Raw genomic sequence first — 20,359 nt, forward strand, 5'->3', positions numbered from 1 at the left:
TGACGTATGGGTTGCCGCGGCCGACACTGCCTGCCGTTCCCAAGGAGACCGCATGCAAGCCCTGCGCAAGACCCGCCCGGACCACGGGCTCGAACTCATCGAAGTGGACGCCCCGCCGGCCCCCGGACCGGGCGAGGCCCTGATCGCCGTGCAGGCCGCCGGCGTCTGCGGCACCGACCTGCACATCGACGCATGGACGGCCGGCTACCACTTCATGGCGCCGCACCTGCCGGTCACGATCGGCCACGAGTTCAGCGGCACCGTGGCCGCGCTCGGCCCGGGCGTCGAGGGGCTGGCGCCGGGCCAGCTGGTCACGGTGCGCCCGTCCGCCACCTGCGGCACCTGCGCCGCCTGCCGTGCCGGCCACCACGACGCCTGCGGCACGCGGCGCGGCATCGGCGTGCTGCGCGACGGCGCGTTCGCGCCGCGCTGCCTGGTGCCGGCGCGCAACTGCGTGCCGATCCCGGACGGCGTGCCGGCCGAGGTCGCCGCGCTGGCCGAGCCGCTGACCGTGAGCCACGAGGCCGTGCGCGTCGGCGGCGTGCAGGCCGGCGACCGCGTGCTGGTGCTGGGGCCCGGCAACATCGGCCAGGGCATCGCGCTGTTCGCCCGCGCCGCCGGCGCGCGCCAGGTGGTGGTGGCCGGCCATGGCGACGCCGCCCGGCTGGCCGTGCTGCGCCGCATGGGCTTCGAGGACCTGGTCGACTTCGCCGAGACCGGCGGCATTGCCGAAGGGCTGGCGCCGTACCTGGCGGACGGTCGCTTCGACGTCGTCATCGAGGCCACCGGCGCCGCCGCCGTGGTGGCGCCGGCGCTGCAGGCGCTGAAGGCGCACGGCGTGCTGGTCATCACCGGCATCCACGCCGCGCCGGTGCCGATCGACCTGGTCGCGCTGGTGCGCAACCACCAGCAGCTGCGCGGCTCGTACCGCGCGCCCGAGGCCGACTGGCCCGGCGTCGTCGCCTTCATGCGCACGCACGCGGCTGAGCTGCGCCACATGGTCACGCACCGGCTGCCGCTGGCGCGCGCGGCCGAGGCCTTCGCGCTGGCGCGCGGCCGGCAGGCGACCAAGGTCGTCGTGCAGCCCGCGCCCTGAATCCCCCTGTCCGCATCCCCCATCCCACGGAGACATCCCATGCCCGCATTCCGATTCCCGCGCCGCCGTGCGCTGCTCGCCGCCTTGGCCGCGCTGCCGCTGGCGGCTGCCGCGCAGGGCGACGGCTGGCCCGGCCGCCCATTGCGCATGATCGTCGGCTACCCGGCCGGCTCCTCGCCGGACATGCAGGCCCGGCTGCTGGCCACGCCGCTGGCGCAGGCGCTGGGCCAGCCGGTGGTCGTGGAGAACCGGCCCGGCGCCAGCGGCAACATCGGCGCCGACCAGATCGCCAAGGCCACGGACGGCCACACCATCGGCGTGGTCGGCAACGGCCCGCTGACCAGCTCGCCCTTCCTGTACGCCCGGCTGCCGTACGACCCGGCACGCGACTTCGCGCCGCTCGCGCTGATCGGCAGCGCGCCGCTGGCCTGGGTCGCCCCGGCGGCGCTGGTGCCGGGCTCCGGCAAGGCCTTCGTCGAGTCGCTGCGCGCGCAGGGCGACAAGACCGCCTACGGCTCCACCGGCCCCGGCTCGGGCGGGCACCTGGGCATGGAGCTGATCAAGCAGGCCACCGGCATCGCCGCGCTGCACGTGCCGTTCGCCGGCGGGCCGCCGATCATCAACGCCCTGCTGGGCGGGCAGCTGCAGACCACGCTGCTGCCGGTGTCCACGGTGCTGCCGCTGCTGCAGGCCGGCAAGCTCAAGGCCGTGGCCGTGACCACGCCCGAGCGCAGCGCGCTGGCGCCCGACATCGCGGCGCTGCCCGAGGTCGGCGTCGAAGGCGTGCGCATCGAGGTCTGGAACGCCGTCATGGCGCCGGCGGCGATGCCCGCGGCCCACCAGGCCCGCCTGAGCGCCACGCTGGCGAAGATCCTGCAGCAGCCCGAGGTGCGCGACAAGCTGTTCGCCCAGGGCTGGAAGGTGCAGGACCCGAGCCCGGCGGCGCTGCGCCAGCGCATGGCCGCCGACACGGCGCTGTACCGGGACATCATCGCCAAGCAGCACATCCGGCTGGATTGAACATGCGCGCCGCTGCCCTGCTGTCGCTGTGGAACGGGGTCGCGCCCGGGCGCCGGGCCGAGTACGAGCGCTGGCACCAGCTGGAGCACGTGCCCGAGCGCGTGTGGGTGCCGGGCTTCGTGGCGGGCACGCGCTACCGGGCCGACGGGCCGGCGCCGGCCGAGTACTTCACGCTGTACGAACTGCGGGACCTGGCCTGCCTGGACAGCGCCGCGTACCGCGCGCTGGTCGATGCCCCCACGCCCTGGAGTGCCTCGATGCGGCCGGCGCTGCGCGACTTCGTGCGCAAGCCGGGACCGGTGGTGGCCCGGGAGGGCGCGGGCGTGGGTGCGGCGCTGGCGGTCGGCCGGCTGGTCTGGGCGCCCGGTGCCGCGCCGGACGCGGACGGCTGGGCCGCCTTCTGCCGCCGGCTGCTGGCCGCCGATGGCGTGTGCCGCGTGCGCGTGCAGCGCGTCGCCGAGGCCGGGCCGCAGGCGCTGCGCAACGCCGATGCGGCGCCGCCGGGTGACGAGTACGTCTGCCTGGCCGACCTGTTCGACCCGGCCGCCCTGCCCACCCTGCCGGCCTGGCCCGGCGCCGCGCCGCTGTGGTGCGTGCAGGGGCGGTACCGGCTGGTCTCGCAGGTGGTCCACGCCGAGGTCGCGGCGCCGCGGCGCCCGCCGCCGCGCGATGACCTCAGGCCGGCGGCGCGTAGAGATTCAGCTTGAGCCGCTCGCGCTCGATCGCGCGGGCCACGGCCGGCACGGCGGCCACGCGCTGCACGTACGGCCACAGCGCGGCGAAGCCCTCCGGGTCGATGCCGGCGATCGAGCCCCAGCGCGTCAGCGTCAGCGCGTAGGCGTCCAGCGGGCCGAAGGCCGCCCCGCCCAGCCAGCCGCCGCCGGCCGCACCGCCGGCGATCACGGCGGCCTGCAGCTCCTCCAGCAGCGCGCGGTAGCGCACGGCGTTGAAGCGGCGCAGCTGCTCCTGCACGCCGGCGTCGTCGCTGTACAGGTAAGGCCTGAACACGTGCGTGAAGATCGGGTGCACGGTGTTGTTCATCCAGGCCAGCAGCTCCAGCGCGCGCGTGCGCGCCAGCACCTCGCGCGGCAGGAACCGCTGTTCGGGGAACAGCGCATCCAGGTAGTACACGATGGCCGGCACCTGGGTGATGACCTCGCTGCCGTGCACCAGCACCGGCACCTGGCCGCGCGGGTTCACGGCCAGGAAGGGCGGCTCCTCGTTCTCGCGCTTGTGCAGCTTGACCATGCGCGGCTCGTAGGCGGCGCCGGCGGCCTCCAGCAGCGTGTGCGGCACGAAGGAGCAGGCGCCGGGGGCGTAGTAGAGCTGCAGCGTGGCGGTCATGGGCGATGCCTTTCCTGTTGGCGGTTTCAGCAGGGGTTCAGCGGGCGGGCGGCCAGGGCCTGCACGCGTTCGCGCAGCGCGGCGTCGGCGGCGGGCAGGCGCAGCAGCACGGGGCCGTCCGCGCGCGGCTCGGCCACCACGCGCGCGGTGCGCACGCCGCGTTCGCCGAGCTGCGCCAGGTGCTGCTGGGCCGCCGCCTGCGTGGAGAACACGCCCAGCGACAGGCCCGGCGCCAGCGCCGGCTGCGCGACCGGCGCCGTGTCCACGCGCAGCGCGCGCAACTCGGCGCGCTGCTTCTCCAGCGCCTCCGCGTCGGCGTAGCGGCCCAGGTAGACGATCCAGCGCGCCGGCGGCCCGGCGGCCTCCATCGTCCAGGCCGTGGCCGGCACGCCGGCGGCCTGCAGCGCCGCGCGCAGCGCCTCGGCCCGCGCGGCATCGAAGGGGCCGGCCTGCCAGCAGGCGGCCGGGGCCGGCGGGGCAGCAGCAACGGACCCGGCCGGCGCCACGCGCAGCGCCTCGGGCCGGATCTGCTGCTCCAGGCGCTGCGGCTCGCGCCCCGTATCCGGCCCCAGGCCGACCGGCGCCAGGTAGCCCTGCGACCAGGCGAAATAGGCGCCGTTGGCGACCAGCAGCAGCAGGGCGGCGTTGCGGGCCAGCATGGCTCAGAACGTGTGGATGGACCGGTCGCGGCCACGGCGGGGCGTGGCGGACCGCGGGCCGCCGCCCTGGCGGGTGCCAGGGCAAGGATTGCAACGCCCGCGTGCGGCCCGGCATGCCCCGGCCCGCAAGGCGAGGCCCGAAGCGCGTCGGTGGTGCGGGAAGCAGGTGGTCATCGGGCCTCGCGTGCGCGTGAGCGGTTCGTCCACGCCTTCAGGCGCCCGTGGGCCGCACGCTGACTTCGTCGCTGTCGATGCAGCGCAGCCCGTCCGCGGTCTGCACGCGCAGCGCGCCGTTGGGCTGCACGCCGTCGCCGCGGCCCTCGGTGCCGTCGGACAGGCGCAGCGGCCGGCCGCGCAGCAGGTCCAGCGCCTCGAAGGCCGCGTGGAACGGCGCGAAGCCCGCGGCCTCGAAGCGCAGCACGGCCCGCACCAGCGCCGGCGCGACGGCGCCCAGCGCGCGCGGCGCGTCCCAGTCCGGCCGCAGCTCGGCCAGCGCGGCCGGCGCCGTGGACAGGCCCTCGCCCGCGCGCGGCGCGATGTTCAGGCCGATGCCGACGATGGCGTGGCGCGCACCGCCGGCGGCGGCCGTCTCGATCAGGATGCCGCCGAGCTTGCGGCCGCCCAGCCACAGGTCGTTCGGCCACTTGAGCCGCAGGTCGGGATGCAGGCTGCCGGCCACGGCCACGCCCACCGCCAGCGACAGCCCGGACCAGTCCGCCGGCGCCAGCGGCAGCGCCAGCGACATCGCCAGCGAGGCGCCTGGCTCGCCCTGCCAGGGCCGGCCCATGCGGCCGCGGCCGGCGCTCTGGCGCTCGGCCACCAGCAGCGTGGGCTCGGGCCGGCCGGCGCGGATGCGGCGCAGCAGCTCGCTGTTGCTCGAATCGATCTCCGGCAGCACCTCCACCGTGAAGCCGGGCAGCAGCGGCGCCACGTCCTCCCAGATCTGCTCGGCCGGCCAGCGCAGCGTCATCCCGGCTCTCCATGGTGCCGGCGCGCCGCCCGCAGGGCATGGAACCGGTCCGCAGGCCGCGGGTTCGCACGGCCGCGGAGCAGGCCATGCCAGTGGACGCCGCGGGCCGGCCTGACCGGACCGCAGGCCTGCCTCGCAGGCCGCAGCTGCGCCGGGGGGGCCGCCTCGCCGGGCCGCCCAGGCCGGCGTAGGCAGGCTCGGAGCCGCGGCCCGCCGCCCGCTCGAGGGGGTTGGCGCAGCGCGCAGCGCGCAGACCGGGGGTGCTTCATTTCAAGCCTTCCTGCTGCGGCGCTTGGGAGACAGCAGCGTGCCGCGGCAGCCCGGGGTGCCGCACCAGCACGGGTACTCGGCCTTGAGCTTCTTCGTGTACCGCTCGTCGACGACCAGGCCGTAGTCGTAGTTCAGCTCCTCGCCGGCATGGATGTCGCGCAGCGCCCGGATGAAGATGCGGCCGCCCTCCTCGTCGGCGATGCAGTTGGGCTCGCAGGCGTGGTTGATCCAGCGCGCGGAGTTGCCGCCGAACTTGCCGTCGATCACGCGGTCGGCGTCGATGTGGAAGTAGAAGGTGTGGTTCGGGTTGTCGGGATCGTGCGGGTGGCGGTCCTGCGCCTCCTGCCAGCTGATGATCTCGCCGACGTACTCGATGATGGTCTCGCCCTCGGCGATGTCCTGCACGGCGAACACGCCCTTGCCGTGCACGCCGGAGCGTCGGACCTGGATGCGGCGCGCGGATTTTGGAGGCACTGCGAAACTCTGTTAGTTTAGAAAAAGCACCTGCGCGCATGCGCGCGAGGGCCCGGATTGTAGGAGCGGCCACAGCGGCCCCGCCCGCCGGAACCTTTGAAAGAACCACGACCCTTTCCCTATGAGCAAGACCTTGGTGATCGCCGAGAAGCCGTCTGTCGCGCAGGACATCGTCCGCGCGCTGACGCCGGTGGCGGGCAAGTTCGACAAGCACGAGGACTTTTTCGAGAACGAGCGCTACGTGGTGACCAGCGCGGTCGGCCACCTGGTGGAGATCCAGGCGCCCGAGCAGTACGACGTCAAGCGCGGCAAGTGGAGCTTCGCGCACCTGCCGGTGATCCCGCCGCACTTCGACCTCAAGCCCGTGGACAAGACCAAGTCGCGCCTGAACGCCGTCGTCAAGCAGGCCCGGCGCAAGGATGTGACGGCGCTCGTGAACGCCTGCGACGCCGGGCGCGAGGGCGAGCTGATCTTCCGCCTGATCGAGCAATACGCCGGCGGCGCCAAGGCCGACGGCAAGGGGCTGGGCAAGCCGGTCCGGCGGCTGTGGCTGCAGTCGATGACGCCGCAGGCCATCCGCGAGGGCTTCGACCGGCTGCGCAGCGACGCCCAGATGCAGGGCCTGGCCGACGCCGCGCGCTCGCGCTCGGAGGCCGACTGGCTGGTCGGCATCAACGGCACGCGCGCGATGACGGCCTTCAACTCGCGCGACGGCGGCTTCTTCCTGACCACCGTGGGCCGGGTGCAGACGCCCACGCTGTCCATCGTGGTCGAGCGCGAGGAGCAGATCCGCAAGTTCGTCAGCCGCGACTACTGGGAGGTCCACGCCGTCTTCCAGGCCGAGGCCGGCCAGTACCCCGGCAAGTGGTTCGACCCGGCCTGGAAGAAGGCCGGCGCGCCGCCGCTGCCCAGCGGCGAGCCGGATCCCGAGCAGCGCGCCGACCGCCTGTGGAACGCGGCCGCGGCCCAGGCCATCGCCGAGGCCGTGCGCGGCCGGCCGGCCAGCGTGACCGAGGAGAGCAAGCCCACCACCCAGGCCAGCGGCCTGCTGTTCGACCTGACCTCGCTGCAGCGCGAGGCCAACAGCCGCTTCGGCTTCTCCGCCAAGACCACGCTGGCGCTGGCGCAGTCGCTGTACGAGCGCCACAAGGCGCTGACCTACCCGCGGACCGACTCGCGCGCGCTGCCCGAGGACTACCTGCCGGTGGTCCACGACACGATGAAGATGCTGGCCGGCAGCGGCATGGCGCACCTGGCGCCGTTCGCGCGGCAGGCGATCGACCAGCACTACGTCAAGCCGACCAAGCGCGTGTTCGACAACGCCAAGGTGTCGGACCACTTCGCGATCATCCCGACGCTGCAGGCACCCAGCGGCCTGTCGGACGCCGAGCAGCGGCTGTACGACTTCGTGGTGCGGCGCTTCCTGGCGGTGTTCTTCCCGAGCGCGGAGTTCCAGGTGACCACGCGCATCAGCACGGTCGAGACGCCGGCGGGCCGGCACAGCTTCCGCTCCGACGGCAAGGTGCTGGTCAAGCCCGGCTGGATGGCCATCTACGGCAAGGAGGCCGAGGGCGAGGACGGCGACAAGGACGGCAAGCGCCTGGTGCCGGTCCGGCCCGGCGAGCAGGTGCGGACCGAATCGGCCGAGGCCCGGGGCCTGAAGACGCGGCCGCCGGCGCGCTATTCCGAAGCCACGCTGCTCGGCGCGATGGAAGGCGCCGGCAAGCTGGTGGACGACGACGAGCTGCGCGAGGCCATGCAGGAAAAGGGCCTCGGCACGCCGGCCACGCGCGCGGCCATCATCGAAGGCCTGCTGACCGAGAAATACATGCTGCGCGAGGGCCGCGAGCTGATCCCCACGGCCAAGGCCTTCCAGCTGATGACGCTGCTGCGCGGCCTGGGCGTGGAGGAGCTGTCCAAGGCCGAGCTGACCGGCGAATGGGAGCACAAGCTCGCGCAGATGGAAAAGGGCGCGCTCAGCCGCGAGGCCTTCATGCGCGAGATCGCGCGCATGACCGAGCACATCGTCAAGAAGGCCAAGGAGTACGACCGCGACACCGTGCCGGGCGACTACGCGACGCTGGCCGCGCCCTGCCCGAACTGCGGCGGCGTGGTCAAGGAGAACTACCGGCGCTACGCCTGCGCCGGCCCGAAGGGCGCGGGCCAGGACGCCTGCGGCTTCTCGTTCACCAAGTCGCCGGCCGGGCGCACCTTCGAGATCGCCGAGGCCGAGGCCCTGGTGCGCGACAAGCACATCGGCCCGCTGGAGGGCTTCCGCTCCAAGGCCGGCTGGCCGTTCGTGGCCGAGATCCGGCTGGTCTACGCCGAGGACGAGAAGAACTGGAAGCTGGAGTTCGACTTCGGCGACGACGACAAGGACCCGGCCGAGACCGGCGAGATCGTCGACTTCTCGGGCCAGCCGCGCCTGGGGCCCTGCCCCAAATGCGGCGCCGGCGTGTTCGAGTTCGGCAGCAACTACGTCTGCGAGCACGCGGTGCCCACGCCCGCGCAGGCCGTGCCCAGCTGCGACTTCAAGACCGGCAAGGTGATCCTGCAGCAGCCGGTGGACGAGGCCCAGGTGCGCAAGCTGCTGGCCGAGGGCCGGACCGACCTGCTGGACAAGTTCGTCAGCATGCGCACGCGGCGCAGCTTCAAGGCCTTCCTGGTCTGGAACAAGGACGAGGGCAAGGTCACCTTCGAATTCGAGCCGCGCGAATCCAAGTTCCCGCCGCGCAAGACGGCCGGCGGCTTCGCCGCCAAGAAGGCCGCCGCCGCGCCGGCGGCGAAGAAGGCGGCCGCCAAGGCACCCGCCACGACGCCCGCGAAGGCGGCGGCCAAGGCCCCGCGCAAGGCCGCGGCCGGCGGCGGCCTCAAGCCCAGCGCCGCGCTGGCCGCCGTGATCGGCGACGCGCCGGTGCTGCGCACCGAGGCCACGAAGAAGCTGTGGGACTACATCAAGGCCAAGGGCCTGCAGGACCCGAACGACAAGCGCAGCATCCGTGCCGACGCGGCCCTGCAGGCCGTGTTCGGCAAGCCCAGCGCCACCATGTTCGAGATCGCCGGCATCCTCGGCAAGCACCTGGCGTGACGGCGCCATGCGCATCGCCCTGCCGCGCCGCCGCCTGCTGTCCTGCGCCGGCCTGTCGCTCGCCGCGCTGGCGCTGCCGGCGCGGGCCGCCTGGCCCGACAGGCCGGTCCGCCTGGTGGTGCCGTTCCCGCCCGGGCAGGCCACCGACATCTTCGCGCGGGCGCTGGCCGAGCGGCTGTCGCAGCGCCTGGGCCAGCCGGTCGTCGTGGAGAACAAGGCCGGCGCCGGCAGCAACATCGGCACCGAGCTGGTGGCGCGCGCCGCGCCGGACGGCACCACGCTGCTGGTGGCCGGCAGCGCCATGGCGGTCAACCAGACGCTGTACCGCAAGCTTTCCTACGACCCGCGGAAGGACCTGGCCGGCATCTCGCTGATCGCCAAGGTGCCGCTGGTGTTCCTGGCCACGCCGCAGTCCGGCATCGCCTCGATGGCGCAGCTGGTGCGGCAGGCCAAGGCCGCGCCCGGCCGGCTGAACTACGCCAGCGCCGGCATCGGCGGCACACAGCACCTGGCCGGCGAGATGTTCAAGGCCCGGGCCGGCGTGTTCGTCACCCACATCCCGTACCGCGGCAGCGGGCCGGCGCAGGCCGACTTCCTGGGCAACCAGCTGCCGCTGATGGTCGATTCGGTGACGGCTGCGCTGCCCAACATCCAGGCCGGCCGCGCCGTGGCGCTGGCCGTGACCTCGGCCACGCGCTCCAGCCAGCTGCCGGACGTGCCCACCGTGCGCGAGAGCGGCGTGCCCGGCCTGCAGGACTTCGAGGCCGTCGGCTGGCTCGGCCTGATGGCGCCGCGCGGCACGCCGCCGGAGATCCTGGCCCGGCTGAACCAGGAGGTGGTGGCCATCCTGCGCGACGACGAGATGGCCAAGTTCATCCGCGACCGCGGCTCCGAGCCGGCGCCGACCACGGGCCCGGCGTTCGACCGCTTCGTCGCCGACGAGATCGCGAAGTGGGGCGCGGCGGTGAAGGCCTCGGGGGCGACGGCGGACTGACGCCCGGCGCCGCCCGCGCGTCCATCTTCGCGTCCTCGGCGCCTTGGTCTGCGGCGCTGCTGCCTTCCGGTCCGGTGGGCGGCGCAGGGTGCGCGCCCGGTTCATCGACGGTGAACGCAGGTTTCAGGATTTCCGAATCGCGTCCGGGCCGGCGGGGCCCAGAATGCGCCGTACAGAAGGCACACCAGGAGACAACCGTTGGAACGCACCCCAGACCATTGCGCCCGGATTCGACGTACGGCGCCCGACGCGGCGCGCAGGCGCCTGGCCGGCCGCCTCTTCGCCGGTGCGTGGATCGCCGCGGCGGCGCTGACCGCTGCCGCGCCGAGCGCGGCGGCCGACTTCCCGAGCCGTCCCGTCCGGATCATCGTTCCATTCACGCCGGGCACGCCGGGCGAGATCTGGATGCGCGCTGCTGCCCAGCGCCTGCAGGTGATGTGGGGACAGCCCATCATCATCGAGAACCGGCCTGGCGCCGGCGGGCTCGTGGGTGCCGAGGCGGTGGCGCGGTCGACGCCGGACGGACACACCCTGCTCTTCGGAAGCCCGTCCACGGCCATGGGCAAGCTGACCTCGGCGAGCATCAAGTTCGATCCGCAGGAAGTGCTCGTCCCGGTCCGCAAGGTGATGAACTACAAGATCGTGCTCGTCACCAACGCCGAGATGCGGTCCAAGGCGAAGGACATCCAGGAGTTCATCGCCTTGAGCAAGGTCCGTCCGGGCGGCATGTTCTTCGGCAGCACCGGGACGGGCTCGACCGTGGGCGTCGCGGGCGCGATCAGCTCGCGCGGGCTCGGCATCTCCTACACGGCGGTCGACTACGCCGGACTGGCCCAGTACCTGGTGGCGTTGCAGCGCGACGAAGTCCAGTACGCGCTCTATCCGACGACGGCCATCAAGCAGTTCATCGACAACGGCCAGCTCCATCCGCTCGTGGTGCTCTCGGACGAGCGCTATGCCGAGCTGCCGGCGGTCCCGACGATCCGTGAAGCGGGCTACAAGGGGTTCCTGCCGGGATCCTGGACGGGGGTGTTCGCGCCCAGGGGCACGCCGCAGGCGGTCATCGACAAGCTCAGCCGCGACATGCAGACCGTCGCGTTCGCGCCGGACTTCCGGCCGACCATCGAGGCACAGATCGGGGGGCTGACGCCGCAGTCCGATCCGCAGATCTTCGCCAGGGAGCTGGAGGTCGAGACGAAGAACCTGAAGGAATTCTTCGACGCGATCGGGTTCAAGCCGCAGTGACCGCGCCCGCCGCCGCCAGCGCTGGTGCGCGGCGGCGGCCCGGGTGCCGACGCTGCGAGGCAGCGCAGCGGAGCAGACCCGGGCCCTGTGGCAGACTCGCCGCCCAGGCCCGCGCCAGACCGGGTCGCGGCCCCACGCCCGCCGCACCCGCGGCTCCTGCGTCTCTCCGAGGATCTTCACCATGCTGCGCATCCGCCGTCTCGCGTTGCTGCTGCCCGTGCTCGCCTGGCTGGCGGGCCCGGCGGCCGCGGCCGAGGCCTTTCCGAACAAGCCGATCACCCTCATCGTCAACGGCGGCGCCGGCAGCCTGCCGGACCTGTTCGCCCGCCCGCTGGCCGACCGGCTGCGCCAGTCGCTGGGCCAGGCCGTCGTCGTGGACAACCGGCCCGGCGCCGGCGGCATGGTCGCCATGCAGGCGCTCAAGGCCGCGCCGGCCGACGGCCACGTGCTGGCGCTGATCACGAATGCGCACGCGGTGTGGAACCCCTACGTGTTCCCCCGGCTCAGCTACGACCCCGTGGCCGACCTGCAGCCGGTCAGCCCCGTGGCCGTGATCCCGATGGCGCTGGCCGTCAACGCCAGGCTGCCGGCCGCGACGCTGGAAGACCTCGTCGCGCTGGCCAAGGCGAAGCCGGGCACGCTGAACTACGCCTCGTCCTCCAACGGCAGCCCGCCGCACGTGCTGTTCGAGCTGCTCAAGAGCCAGACCGGCGCCGACATCGTGCACGTGCCGTTCAAGACCGGGCCGGACGCGCTGACCTCGGTCGCGGGTGGCGACACGCAGATCTACTTCGCCGCGACCTCGCTGCTGGAGCCGATGGTGCTGGACGGCCGGCTGCGCGTGCTGGCCGTCAGCCCCGCGGTGGACAGCCCGGCGTTCCGCGCCGCGCCCACGCTGGCCAGCCGCGGCCACCCCGGCTTCGAGGGCGCCGTGTGGCTGGGCGTGGTGGCCCGCACCGGCGTGCCGGCCGAGGTCGTCGCGCAGCTGAACCGCGCCATCGGCGCGGCGCTGCAGGACCCCGCCATGCAGCAAGCCATCGCCGCCCACGGCTCCATCGTCTGGCACGACAGCGCGGCCGCCTTCGCCCAGCGCATCGCGCAAGACCGCCAGCTGTGGACGCCGCTGCTGCAAAAGCTCGGCATCCAGGCGAATTGAGCCGCGCGCCCGCCCCCGCCCCAGTCCCCTCCGAGCCCTGGACCACCGCATGAACCTGATCGACGACATCGTCGCCGAGCACGCCGCGCTGCAGGCCGTGCGCCGCGACCTCCACGCCCACCCCGAACTGGCCTTCGAGGAGACGCGCACCGCCGACCGCGTGGCCGAGCTGCTGGTGCGCTGGAACATCCCGGTCCACCGCGGCCTGGGCCGCACCGGCGTGGTCGGCACCGTGCGCTGCGGCAGCTCGCCGCGCGCGATCGGCCTGCGCGCCGACATGGATGCGCTGCCGATGGCCGAGCACAACCGCTTCGCGCACGCCAGCCGCCACGCCGGCAAGATGCACGCCTGCGGCCACGACGGCCACACCACGATGCTGCTGGGCGCGGCGCAGCAGCTCGCGCGGCTGCGCGACGCCGGCGGCTTCGACGGCACCGTGCACCTGATCTTCCAGCCGGCCGAGGAGCACGGCGGCGGCGCGCGCGTGATGATGCAGGACGGGCTGTTCGAGAAATTCCCCTGCGAGGCCGTGTTCGGCATGCACAACATGCCGGGCATCCCGGTCGGCCAGCTCGCCATCTCGCCGGGGCCGGTGCTGGCCTCGAACAACGAGTTCCGGCTGACGGTGCGCGGCAAGGGCGGCCATGCGGCCATGCCGCACCTGGCGGTCGATCCGATCCCGGTGGCCGGCGCGATCCTGCAGGCCCTGCAGACCATCGTCAGCCGCAACAAGAAGCCGCTGGAGACGGCGGTGGTCTCGGTCACGATGCTGCGCGCCGGCGACGTGCCCAACGTGATCCCGGACCACTGCGAGATGCAGGGCTCGGTGCGCGCCTACACGGCCGAGACGCTGGACCTGATCGAGCGCCGCATGCGCGAGATCGCGCTGCACACCGGCGCGGTGTTCGGCGCGCAGGTGGACGTCGAGTTCCGCCGCAACTACCCCTCCACCGTGAACCACGCGGCCGAGAGCGCATTCGCGCGCCGCGTGGCCGAGGAGGTGTTCGGCGCGCAGAACGTCGTGCCCCAGGTGCCGATCATGGCGGCCGAGGACTTCTCCTTCATGCTGGAGCAGGTGCCCGGCTGCTACGCCTTCATCGGCAACGGCGACGGCGAGCACCGCCTGCCCGGCCACGGCGACGGCCCCTGCCTGGTGCACAACCCCAGCTACGACTTCAACGACGCGCTGCTGCCGATGGGTGCGAGCTACTTCGTGCGGCTGGTGCAGCGCTGGTTCGCCTGAGACGCCGGGGCGGGCCCCTATGATCGCCGTCCCGATCCACCCGAGGAGACCCCCCATGCACAAGACACTGCGGCGCATCGCCGCCTGCGCGCTGCTGGCCCTGGCGCACCTGCCGCAGATGGCGCAGGCCGCGTTTCCGGAGAAGCCCATCCGCCTGGTCATCGGCTTTCCGGCCGGCGGCCCGCTGGACCAGCATGCGCGCCTGCTGTCCGACAAGCTGCAGGCCGTGCTGGGCCAGCCGATCGTGATCGACTACAAGTCCGGCGCCGGCGGCACCGTGGGCGCGCAGGAGGTGATGAAGGCGCCGGCCGACGGCTACACGCTGATGCTGGCCAACACCGGCGTGATGGTCATCAACCCGGCGCTGTACGGCAAGCTGCCCTACGCCACGCTGCGCGACTTCACGCCGATCGCGCGCACGGCCATGCAGCCGCTGGCGCTGCTGGTCACGCCCAAGCTGCCGGTGCGCACGCTGCAGGAGTTCACGGCCTATGCCAAGGAGCGGCCGGGCCAGCTGAACTACGGCTCGGCCGGCAACGGCGGCATCAGCCACCTGGTGCCCGAGATGTTCAAGAACGCGGCCGGGCTGTTCATGGTCCACATCCCGTACCGCGGCAGCGCGCCGGCCTTCACCGACCTGATGGCCGGCCAGGTGCAGTTCATGGCCGAGTCGATCCCGCAGGCGGCCAGCTACCACAAGCAGGGCAAGGTGCGCGCGCTGGCCGTCACCAGCCGCGAGCGCAACCCGGCGCTGCCGGACGTGCCCACGGTGATCGAGTCCGGGCTCAAGGGCTTCGAGGTCGTGGGCTTCTACGGCTTCCTGGCGCCGGCCGGGCTGCCGGCCGACATCACCGCCAGGCTGAGCGACGCCTTCGGCCAGGTGATGAACAACCCCGAGCTGCGCAGCCGCATGGTCGCGCAGGGCGCGGATCCGGCCTTCCTCGGCAGCGCGGACTTCGCCAGGTTCCTCGCGGCCGAGATGCCGCGCTGGGCGCAGGCCGTCAAGGCCTCCGGCGCGCGCCTGGACTGACGCCCTCCCTCCCTTTTCCCTTCCGACGATCGACCATGACCACCCTCGGCACACCTCTTTCGCCCGGCGCCACGCGCGTGATGCTGCTGGGCGCCGGCGAACTCGGCAAGGAGGTGCTGATCGCGCTGCAGCGCCTGGGCGTGGAGACCATCGCGGTGGACCGCTACGCCGGCGCGCCCGGCCACCAGGTCGCGCACCGCGCCCACACCATCGCGATGAGCGACCCCGTCCCGCTGAAGGCGCTGATCGCGCAGGAGCGGCCGCACTGGGTCGTGCCCGAGATCGAGGCCATCGCCACCCCGGCGCTGCAGGAGCTGGAAGCCGCCGGCCAGGTGCGCGTGGTGCCCACGGCCCGCGCCGCGCGGCTGACCATGGACCGCGAGGGCATCCGCCGCCTGGCGGCCGAGACGCTGGGCCTGCCGACCAGCCCGTACCGCTTCTGCGACTCGCCCGAGGAACTGCAGGCCGCGATCGACGGCCGGGACGGCGCGCCGGGCGTGGGCTACCCCTGCATCGTCAAGCCCGTCATGAGCAGCTCCGGCAAGGGCCAGAGCAAGGTCGACGGCCCGGCCGGCGTGCGCCGGGCCTGGGACGACGCGATGGCCGGCGGCCGCGTGAGCCATGGCCGCGTGATCGTCGAGGGCTTCATCGACTTCGACTACGAGATCACGCTGCTGACGGTGCGCGCCCGCGCCGCGGACGGCAGCGTGCAGACGCAGTTCTGCGCGCCGATCGGCCACCTGCAGGTCGGCGGCGACTACGTGGAGAGCTGGCAGCCCCATCCCATGCGACCGGCCGCGCTGGAGCGGGCCCGCGCCATCGCCAAGGCCGTGACCGACGACCTGGGCCGCGGCCCGGATGGCCAGCCTGCCGGCTGCGGCCTGTTCGGCGTGGAGCTGTTCGTCAAGGGCGACCACGTCTGGTTCAGCGAGGTCAGCCCGCGCCCGCACGACACCGGCATGGTGACCATGGCCACGCAGTGGCAGAACGAGTTCGAGCTGCATGCGCGCGCCATCCTCGGCCTGCCGGTGGACACCGGCCTGAAGACGCCCGGCGCCAGCGCCGTGGTCTACGGCGGCGTGGATGCGGCCGGCATCGTCTTCGACGGGGTGGACGAGGCGCTGCGCGTGCCCGGCACCGAGATCCGCCTGTTCGGCAAGCCCGAGAGCTTCGCCAAGCGCCGCATGGGCGTGCTGCTGGCGCGCGACGCCGACGTCGAGCAGGCGCGCGCGAACGCCCGGCGCGCGGCGGCGCTGGTCCGGCCGCGCGCGGCCTGAAGGGGTGCACGGACCGCCCGCACCCACGCGGGGCCCGATGGCCACCTGCTGCTTCCTGCACCATCGCCGCTTCCCGGGCCACCCCGCGCTGCGAGGCCGGGCCCGCCGGACCGCAGGCGGGCGTTGCCGTCCTCGCCCTGGCATGCGCCGGGGCGGCGGCCCGCGGCCCGCCCCACCCCGTCGTGGGCGCGGCCGGTCGATTCACCCCTTCTGACCGGCCATCCCGATCCCGCGCCGGGCGCGGGCACATGGCGGGCGCCGCTAGCATGCCCGCATGGGAACCCGATGGAATGCCTTGATGGCCTGGGCCGACGTCTCGGTCCTGCGCCTGGCCGTGGCCGCGGCGCTGGTCGTGGTCTGCGCTTTGCTGGTGCACCGCGCCGGCCGCGCCCTGCTGATCCGCGTGACGCGCGGCATGCCGGTGGCCGCCACCGTCGTGCGCTTCGTGCGCTCGCCCACGCGCTGGCTGCTGCCGCTGGTGGGGCTGCAGCTGGTCTGGCAGAGCGCGCCCGACGCCACGCCCTGGATCGCCGGCCTGCGCCACGTCAACGGCCTGTTGCTGCTGGCCGCGCTGACCGCGACCGGCCTGCGCGCGGTGGCCGGCGTGGCCCAGGGCGTGATCGACCAGCACCCGCTGACCGCGGCCGACAACCTGAACGCGCGCCGCATCCACACCCAGGCGCGCGTGCTGTCGCGCACGGTGATGTTCATCGTCGGCCTGGCCGGCCTGGCGCTGATGCTGATGACGTTCCCGGGCGCGCGCCAGTTCGGCGCCAGCCTGCTGGCCTCGGCCGGCGTGGTCGGCCTGGTCGCCGGCATCGCCGCCAAGCCGGTGTTCGGCAACCTGATCGCGGGCCTGCAGATCGCGCTGGCGCAGCCGATCCGGATCGACGACGTGCTGATCGTGCAGGGCGAATGGGGCCGCGTGGAAGAGATCACCGGCACCTACGTGGTGCTGGCGATCTGGGACCAGCGCCGGCTGGTGATCCCGCTGCAGTGGTTCATCGAGAACCCGTTCCAGAACTGGACGCGCAAGAACGCCGAGCTCATCGGCACCGTGTTCCTGTGGGTGGACTACCGGCTGCCGCTGGAGCCGCTGCGCGCCGAGGCCCGGCGCCTGTGCGAGGCCTGCCCCGAATGGGACGGCCGGCTGTGCAAGCTGCAGGTGGTGGAGGCCGGCGAGCGCGGCATGCAACTGCGCCTGCTGGCCACGGCGGCCGACTCGGGCAAGGCCTGGGACCTGCGCTGCTTCCTGCGCGAAGGGCTGATCGCCTTCATCGCGCGCGAGTACCCCAAGTGCCTGCCGGTCACGCGCGCGGAGCTGCGCGGCCCGCACGCGGAGGCCGGCGCCGCGGCGCATTCTTAGAATCGCCGCCCATGAACTTCCTCGACATGCTGCAGGGCGCGGAGCGGCGCAACGGTTCGCTGCTGTGCGTGGGGCTGGACCCGGACCCGGCCCGCTTTCCGGCGCAGCTGCGCGGCGATGCCGGCCGCATCTACGACTTCTGCGCCGCCATCGTCGACGCGACGGCCGACCTGGCGATCGCCTTCAAGCCGCAGATCGCCTACTTCGCCGCGCACCGCGCCGAGGCGCAGCTGGAGCGGCTGATCGCCCACATCCGCGCGCAGGCGCCGCACGTGCCGGTGATCCTGGACGCCAAGCGCGGCGACATCGGCTCCACCGCCGAGCAGTACGCGCGGGAGGCCTTCGAGCGCTACGGCGCCGATGCCGTCACGCTGTCGCCGTTCATGGGCTTCGACTCGTTCGAGCCCTACCTGCGCCACCAGGGCAAGGGCGCCTTCCTGCTGTGCCGCACCTCCAATCCCGGCGGCGACGACCTGCAGAACCAGCGCCTCGCGGCGGTGGACGGCCAGCCGCTGCTGTACGAGCACATCGCGCGGATGGCGCAGGGCCCGTGGAACCGCAACGGCCAGCTGGGCCTGGTGGTCGGCGCGACCTACCCGGCCGAGCTGGAGCGCGTGCGCCAGCTGGCGCCCACGCTGCCGCTGCTGATCCCCGGCATCGGCGCGCAGGGCGGCGACGCGGTGGCGACCGTGCGCGCGGCCTGGCGCGGCGACACGCAGGGCACGCGCGGGCCGGTGGTCGTCAGCTCCTCGCGCGCGATCCTGTATGCCTCGCCGGGCGAGGACTTCGCGCAGGCCGCGCGGGCCGAGGCCGAGCGCACGCGCGCGCTGCTGCAGGGCGCGCGCGGCCTCTGAGCTACTACATCCAGCGGAACGCCAGCGGCATCAGCAGCGAGGACAGCACCACCTGCATGCCGAGCGCCAGGCCGGCGTAGGCGCCGGCGTCCGCGTCGACCTGCAGCGCGCGCGCCGCGCCGATGCCGTGCGCGGCCGTGCCGAGCGCGAAGCCGCGGGCGCGCCAGCCGGCCGGGTCGCGCGCGATGCGCAGCAGGTCGAACAGGTACTTGCCGCTGAGCGCGCCGACGAGGCCGGTTAGCACCGCGAACACGGCCGCCAGCGCCGGGATGCCGCCGATGGCCTCGGCCACGCCCATGGCCACCGGCGCCGTGACCGACTTGGGCGCCAGCGACAGCACCACCGGCTCCGGCAGGCCCAGCGCGCGGCCCAGCAGCACGGCCGTGGCGCAGGCCGCGGCGCCGCCGGCCAGCGCGGCCAGCAGCAGCCGGGCCCAGCGCGCGCGCAGCTCGGCGCGGCGCTGCCACAGTGGCCAGCCCAGCGCGACGACGGCCGGCCCCAGCAGGAAGTGGATGAACTGCGCGCCCGAGAAATAGGTCTGGTAGGGCAGGCCGGTGGCCAGCAGCCCGCCGGCGATCGCCAGCACGCTCCACAGCACCGGGTTGGCCCAGGGCGCATGGTGCAGCCGCCCGTAGGCGGCCTGCGCCAGCACGTAGACCACCAGCGTGGCGGTCAGCCCGAACAGCGGCGTGGCCGACAGGTAGACCCAGAGCTCGACGAACTGCGCCATGTCAGTCCTTCCTGCGCGGGCGCAGCACCAGCACCGTGACGACGATGCCGACCCAGGTCGACAGCACGACCACGGCCAGCATGCGCAGGCCGTAGTCGGCCAGCAGGCCGAGGTGCGTGATGACGCCCACGCCGACCGGCACGAACAGCAGCGACAGGTGCGACAGCAGGAAGTCCGCGCAGGCCGCCACCGGCGTGCGCACCGGCGCCCAGCGCAGCGCGACCAGCAGCAGCACCATGCCGACCACGGGCCCGGGGAACGGCAGCTGCAGGCCGCGCGCCAGCAGTTCGCCCAGCGATTGCAGGGCCAGCAGCCAGGTGAGTCCGCGCAGGGCGTTCATGGCCGGGCGAACCAGTCGTGCAGCGGCAGGCCGCCCGTTCCCACGATCAGCGGCCGGGCCTGAGGGTAGCGGGCGCGGAACGCGTCGAGGCCGGAGACATTGCCGCGCTGGCGGCCGCTCTCGACCGCCAGCGCGAACAGGGCCTGGCCGTCCGGCAGCACGTAGTCGACCTCGCGGCCGGCCTCGTGCCAGTAGTACAGCGCGGGCTGGGTGCTGCTGTGGGCCAGTCTGCGCGCCAGCAGCTCGGCGCCGACGGCACTTTCGACCATCCGGCCCCACAGGTCGGCCGAAGCCCGCACCTGTGCGAAGCCATAGCCCTCGGCCACGGCCAGCGCGCCCATCAGCGCGGTGTTGCAGACCTGCAGCTTGGGACTGGAGGCGCGCTGGCGCAGCGCCTGGCCGGCGTACTTCTGCAGGCCGCAGACCATGCCCGCGCCTTCCAGCACCTGCAGGTAGTGCGCCAGCGTGGTGGTGTTGCCGGCTTCGGCCAGTTGGCCCATCATCTTCTGGTAGCTCAGCATCTGGCCGCTGTAGCGGCAGGCCAGGTCGAACAGGCGGCGCAGCAGCGCGGGCTTGTGGATCGGCGCCATCAGCAGCACGTCCTTGCTGATCGCGGTCTCGATCAGCGCGTCGCGCACGTAGGCGGCCCAGCGCTGCTCGTCATGCACCAGCGGCGCGGCGCCGGGATAGCCGCCGTGGAAGATGTACTGCTCCAGCGTGAAGTCGAAGGCCTCGCGCATCTCGGTGAAGCGCCAGTGGCCCAGGCGCGTGATCTCGAAGCGGCCGGCCATGCTTTCGGTCAGCCCGCGCGCGATCAGCAGCGGCGCCGAGCCCAGCACCACGGCGCGCACGTCGCGGCCGGCGGCGCTGTCCTCGTCCCACAGGCGCTTGACCTCCTCGGTCCAGCCGGGCAGCTTCTGCACCTCGTCGAGCACCAGCACGCAGGCGCCGGCCTGCGCGGCCAGGGCGCGCGCGGTCTCCCATTGCGCGGCCAGCCAGCTCGCGCCCTGCAGGCCGGGGCTGTCGGCGCTGGCGCTGTGCCGGGCCAGGCGGTCGTCCGCGAGCTGCGCCAGCGCCTGCTGCGCCAGCGTGGTCTTGCCGACCTGGCGCGGGCCGGCCAGCACCTGCAGGAAGCGGCGCGGCTCGCGCAGTCGCGCGACGAAGGGCGCCAGCGCGGCGCGCTGGATCTGGAGCGGCATTGCG

Annotated in this window: 19 protein-coding genes; 12 read left to right on the forward strand and 7 right to left on the reverse strand. The window is 73.6% G+C overall.

Features of this window, described 5'->3' with window-relative positions:
• The first annotated feature begins 52 nt into the window (after positions 1 to 52).
• Genes QM782_RS08505 through QM782_RS08515 form a run of 3 tightly spaced genes read left to right on the forward strand, consistent with a single transcriptional unit; the run spans position 53 to position 2,823 of the window.
• On the forward strand, positions 53 to 1,096 hold the full coding sequence (locus QM782_RS08505; protein ID WP_415202483.1) for a zinc-dependent alcohol dehydrogenase: 1,044 nt from the start codon (positions 53 to 55) through the stop codon (positions 1,094 to 1,096).
• A 39-nt stretch (positions 1,097 to 1,135) separates the two neighbouring features.
• The gene (locus tag QM782_RS08510) at positions 1,136 to 2,116 is read left to right on the forward strand and encodes a Bug family tripartite tricarboxylate transporter substrate binding protein (protein WP_415202484.1); all 981 of its coding nucleotides are present in this window, start codon (positions 1,136 to 1,138) and stop codon (positions 2,114 to 2,116) included.
• 2 nt (positions 2,117 to 2,118) lie between these two features.
• Complete coding sequence (locus QM782_RS08515; RefSeq protein ID WP_415202485.1) at positions 2,119 to 2,823, forward strand: hypothetical protein; 705 nt, start codon at positions 2,119 to 2,121, stop codon at positions 2,821 to 2,823.
• Here the strand turns inward: QM782_RS08515 and QM782_RS08520 are convergent.
• The 4 genes from QM782_RS08520 to QM782_RS08535 all read right to left on the reverse strand — a co-directional run bounded on the left by QM782_RS08520 (position 2,792) and on the right by QM782_RS08535 (position 5,833).
• Positions 2,792 to 3,460 (reverse strand): glutathione S-transferase family protein, encoded by a 669-nt coding sequence (locus QM782_RS08520; protein WP_415202486.1) that lies wholly within the window; start codon positions 3,458 to 3,460, stop codon positions 2,792 to 2,794. The two genes, QM782_RS08515 and QM782_RS08520, sit on opposite strands and share 32 nt — an antisense overlap.
• Positions 3,461 to 3,486: 26 nt before the next feature.
• A complete protein-coding gene (locus QM782_RS08525; protein WP_415202487.1) occupies positions 3,487 to 4,119 on the reverse strand; it encodes an SPOR domain-containing protein in 633 nt (210 codons plus the stop codon).
• 211 nt (positions 4,120 to 4,330) lie between these two features.
• On the reverse strand, positions 4,331 to 5,089 hold the full coding sequence (locus QM782_RS08530; protein WP_415202488.1) for a biotin--[acetyl-CoA-carboxylase] ligase: 759 nt from the start codon (positions 5,087 to 5,089) through the stop codon (positions 4,331 to 4,333).
• Positions 5,090 to 5,359: 270 nt separating this feature from the next.
• Positions 5,360 to 5,833: an SET domain-containing protein gene (locus QM782_RS08535; protein WP_415202489.1), complete on the reverse strand. Its 474-nt coding sequence runs from the start codon at positions 5,831 to 5,833 to the stop codon at positions 5,360 to 5,362.
• A 121-nt stretch (positions 5,834 to 5,954) separates the two neighbouring features.
• Here QM782_RS08535 and QM782_RS08540 point away from each other — a divergent pair, with 121 nt between their 5' ends.
• From QM782_RS08540 to pyrF, 9 genes are all read left to right on the forward strand, one after another.
• Positions 5,955 to 8,921: a DNA topoisomerase III gene (locus QM782_RS08540; protein WP_415202490.1), complete on the forward strand. Its 2,967-nt coding sequence runs from the start codon at positions 5,955 to 5,957 to the stop codon at positions 8,919 to 8,921.
• A gap of 7 nt (positions 8,922 to 8,928) precedes the next feature.
• Positions 8,929 to 9,915 (forward strand): tripartite tricarboxylate transporter substrate binding protein, encoded by a 987-nt coding sequence (locus tag QM782_RS08545; RefSeq protein WP_415202491.1) that lies wholly within the window; start codon positions 8,929 to 8,931, stop codon positions 9,913 to 9,915.
• A 198-nt stretch (positions 9,916 to 10,113) separates the two neighbouring features.
• Complete coding sequence (locus tag QM782_RS08550) at positions 10,114 to 11,160, forward strand: Bug family tripartite tricarboxylate transporter substrate binding protein (protein WP_415202492.1); 1,047 nt, start codon at positions 10,114 to 10,116, stop codon at positions 11,158 to 11,160.
• Positions 11,161 to 11,341: 181 nt separating this feature from the next.
• Positions 11,342 to 12,316: a Bug family tripartite tricarboxylate transporter substrate binding protein gene (locus tag QM782_RS08555; protein ID WP_415202493.1), complete on the forward strand. Its 975-nt coding sequence runs from the start codon at positions 11,342 to 11,344 to the stop codon at positions 12,314 to 12,316.
• Positions 12,317 to 12,365: 49 nt separating this feature from the next.
• Positions 12,366 to 13,559: a M20 aminoacylase family protein gene (locus QM782_RS08560; protein ID WP_415202494.1), complete on the forward strand. Its 1,194-nt coding sequence runs from the start codon at positions 12,366 to 12,368 to the stop codon at positions 13,557 to 13,559.
• A gap of 55 nt (positions 13,560 to 13,614) precedes the next feature.
• Positions 13,615 to 14,589, forward strand: a complete 975-nt coding sequence (locus QM782_RS08565; RefSeq protein WP_415202495.1) for a Bug family tripartite tricarboxylate transporter substrate binding protein — start codon at positions 13,615 to 13,617, stop codon at positions 14,587 to 14,589.
• A gap of 35 nt (positions 14,590 to 14,624) precedes the next feature.
• Entirely contained in the window at positions 14,625 to 15,866 is a 1,242-nt protein-coding gene (gene purT / locus QM782_RS08570; protein WP_415202496.1) for a formate-dependent phosphoribosylglycinamide formyltransferase, read from the forward strand.
• Positions 15,867 to 16,164: 298 nt separating this feature from the next.
• The gene (locus QM782_RS08575) at positions 16,165 to 17,232 is read left to right on the forward strand and encodes a mechanosensitive ion channel family protein (RefSeq protein ID WP_415202497.1); all 1,068 of its coding nucleotides are present in this window, start codon (positions 16,165 to 16,167) and stop codon (positions 17,230 to 17,232) included.
• A gap of 11 nt (positions 17,233 to 17,243) precedes the next feature.
• Positions 17,244 to 18,086 (forward strand): orotidine-5'-phosphate decarboxylase, encoded by an 843-nt coding sequence (pyrF, locus tag QM782_RS08580; RefSeq protein WP_415202498.1) that lies wholly within the window; start codon positions 17,244 to 17,246, stop codon positions 18,084 to 18,086.
• A gap of 4 nt (positions 18,087 to 18,090) precedes the next feature.
• Here pyrF and QM782_RS08585 read toward each other — a convergent pair whose 3' ends face one another.
• Genes QM782_RS08585 through QM782_RS08595 form a run of 3 tightly spaced genes read right to left on the reverse strand, consistent with a single transcriptional unit; the run spans position 18,091 to position 20,355 of the window.
• Complete coding sequence (locus QM782_RS08585) at positions 18,091 to 18,816, reverse strand: LrgB family protein (RefSeq protein WP_415202499.1); 726 nt, start codon at positions 18,814 to 18,816, stop codon at positions 18,091 to 18,093.
• Position 18,817: 1 nt separating this feature from the next.
• Positions 18,818 to 19,156: a CidA/LrgA family protein gene (locus tag QM782_RS08590; RefSeq protein WP_415202500.1), complete on the reverse strand. Its 339-nt coding sequence runs from the start codon at positions 19,154 to 19,156 to the stop codon at positions 18,818 to 18,820.
• Positions 19,153 to 20,355 (reverse strand): ATP-binding protein, encoded by a 1,203-nt coding sequence (locus tag QM782_RS08595; protein WP_415202501.1) that lies wholly within the window; start codon positions 20,353 to 20,355, stop codon positions 19,153 to 19,155. The genes QM782_RS08590 and QM782_RS08595 overlap by 4 nt, the downstream gene beginning before the upstream one ends.
• Positions 20,356 to 20,359 lie beyond the last annotated feature (4 nt).

Source organism: Pseudorhodoferax sp., from assembly GCF_047601025.1.
In the GTDB taxonomy this organism is placed as follows: Bacteria; Pseudomonadota; Gammaproteobacteria; order Burkholderiales; family Burkholderiaceae_C; genus Pseudorhodoferax.

Excerpts from the sequence above, each read along its gene's own strand:
- QM782_RS08505 (WP_415202483.1), top strand. The coding sequence starts at position 53 with ATGCAAGCCCTGCGCAAGACCCGCCCGGACCACGGGCTCGAACTCATC.
- QM782_RS08510 (WP_415202484.1), top strand. The coding sequence starts at position 1,136 with ATGCCCGCATTCCGATTCCCGCGCCGCCGTGCGCTGCTCGCCGCCTTG.
- QM782_RS08515 (WP_415202485.1), top strand. The coding sequence starts at position 2,119 with ATGCGCGCCGCTGCCCTGCTGTCGCTGTGGAACGGGGTCGCGCCCGGG.
- QM782_RS08520 (WP_415202486.1), bottom strand. The coding sequence starts at position 3,460 with ATGACCGCCACGCTGCAGCTCTACTACGCCCCCGGCGCCTGCTCCTTC.
- QM782_RS08525 (WP_415202487.1), bottom strand. The coding sequence starts at position 4,119 with ATGCTGGCCCGCAACGCCGCCCTGCTGCTGCTGGTCGCCAACGGCGCC.
- QM782_RS08530 (WP_415202488.1), bottom strand. The coding sequence starts at position 5,089 with ATGACGCTGCGCTGGCCGGCCGAGCAGATCTGGGAGGACGTGGCGCCG.
- QM782_RS08540 (WP_415202490.1), top strand. The coding sequence starts at position 5,955 with ATGAGCAAGACCTTGGTGATCGCCGAGAAGCCGTCTGTCGCGCAGGAC.
- QM782_RS08545 (WP_415202491.1), top strand. The coding sequence starts at position 8,929 with ATGCGCATCGCCCTGCCGCGCCGCCGCCTGCTGTCCTGCGCCGGCCTG.
- QM782_RS08555 (WP_415202493.1), top strand. The coding sequence starts at position 11,342 with ATGCTGCGCATCCGCCGTCTCGCGTTGCTGCTGCCCGTGCTCGCCTGG.
- QM782_RS08560 (WP_415202494.1), top strand. The coding sequence starts at position 12,366 with ATGAACCTGATCGACGACATCGTCGCCGAGCACGCCGCGCTGCAGGCC.
- QM782_RS08565 (WP_415202495.1), top strand. The coding sequence starts at position 13,615 with ATGCACAAGACACTGCGGCGCATCGCCGCCTGCGCGCTGCTGGCCCTG.
- purT (WP_415202496.1), top strand. The coding sequence starts at position 14,625 with ATGACCACCCTCGGCACACCTCTTTCGCCCGGCGCCACGCGCGTGATG.
- QM782_RS08575 (WP_415202497.1), top strand. The coding sequence starts at position 16,165 with ATGGCCTGGGCCGACGTCTCGGTCCTGCGCCTGGCCGTGGCCGCGGCG.
- pyrF (WP_415202498.1), top strand. The coding sequence starts at position 17,244 with ATGAACTTCCTCGACATGCTGCAGGGCGCGGAGCGGCGCAACGGTTCG.
- QM782_RS08585 (WP_415202499.1), bottom strand. The coding sequence starts at position 18,816 with ATGGCGCAGTTCGTCGAGCTCTGGGTCTACCTGTCGGCCACGCCGCTG.
- QM782_RS08590 (WP_415202500.1), bottom strand. The coding sequence starts at position 19,156 with ATGAACGCCCTGCGCGGACTCACCTGGCTGCTGGCCCTGCAATCGCTG.
- QM782_RS08595 (WP_415202501.1), bottom strand. The coding sequence starts at position 20,355 with ATGCCGCTCCAGATCCAGCGCGCCGCGCTGGCGCCCTTCGTCGCGCGA.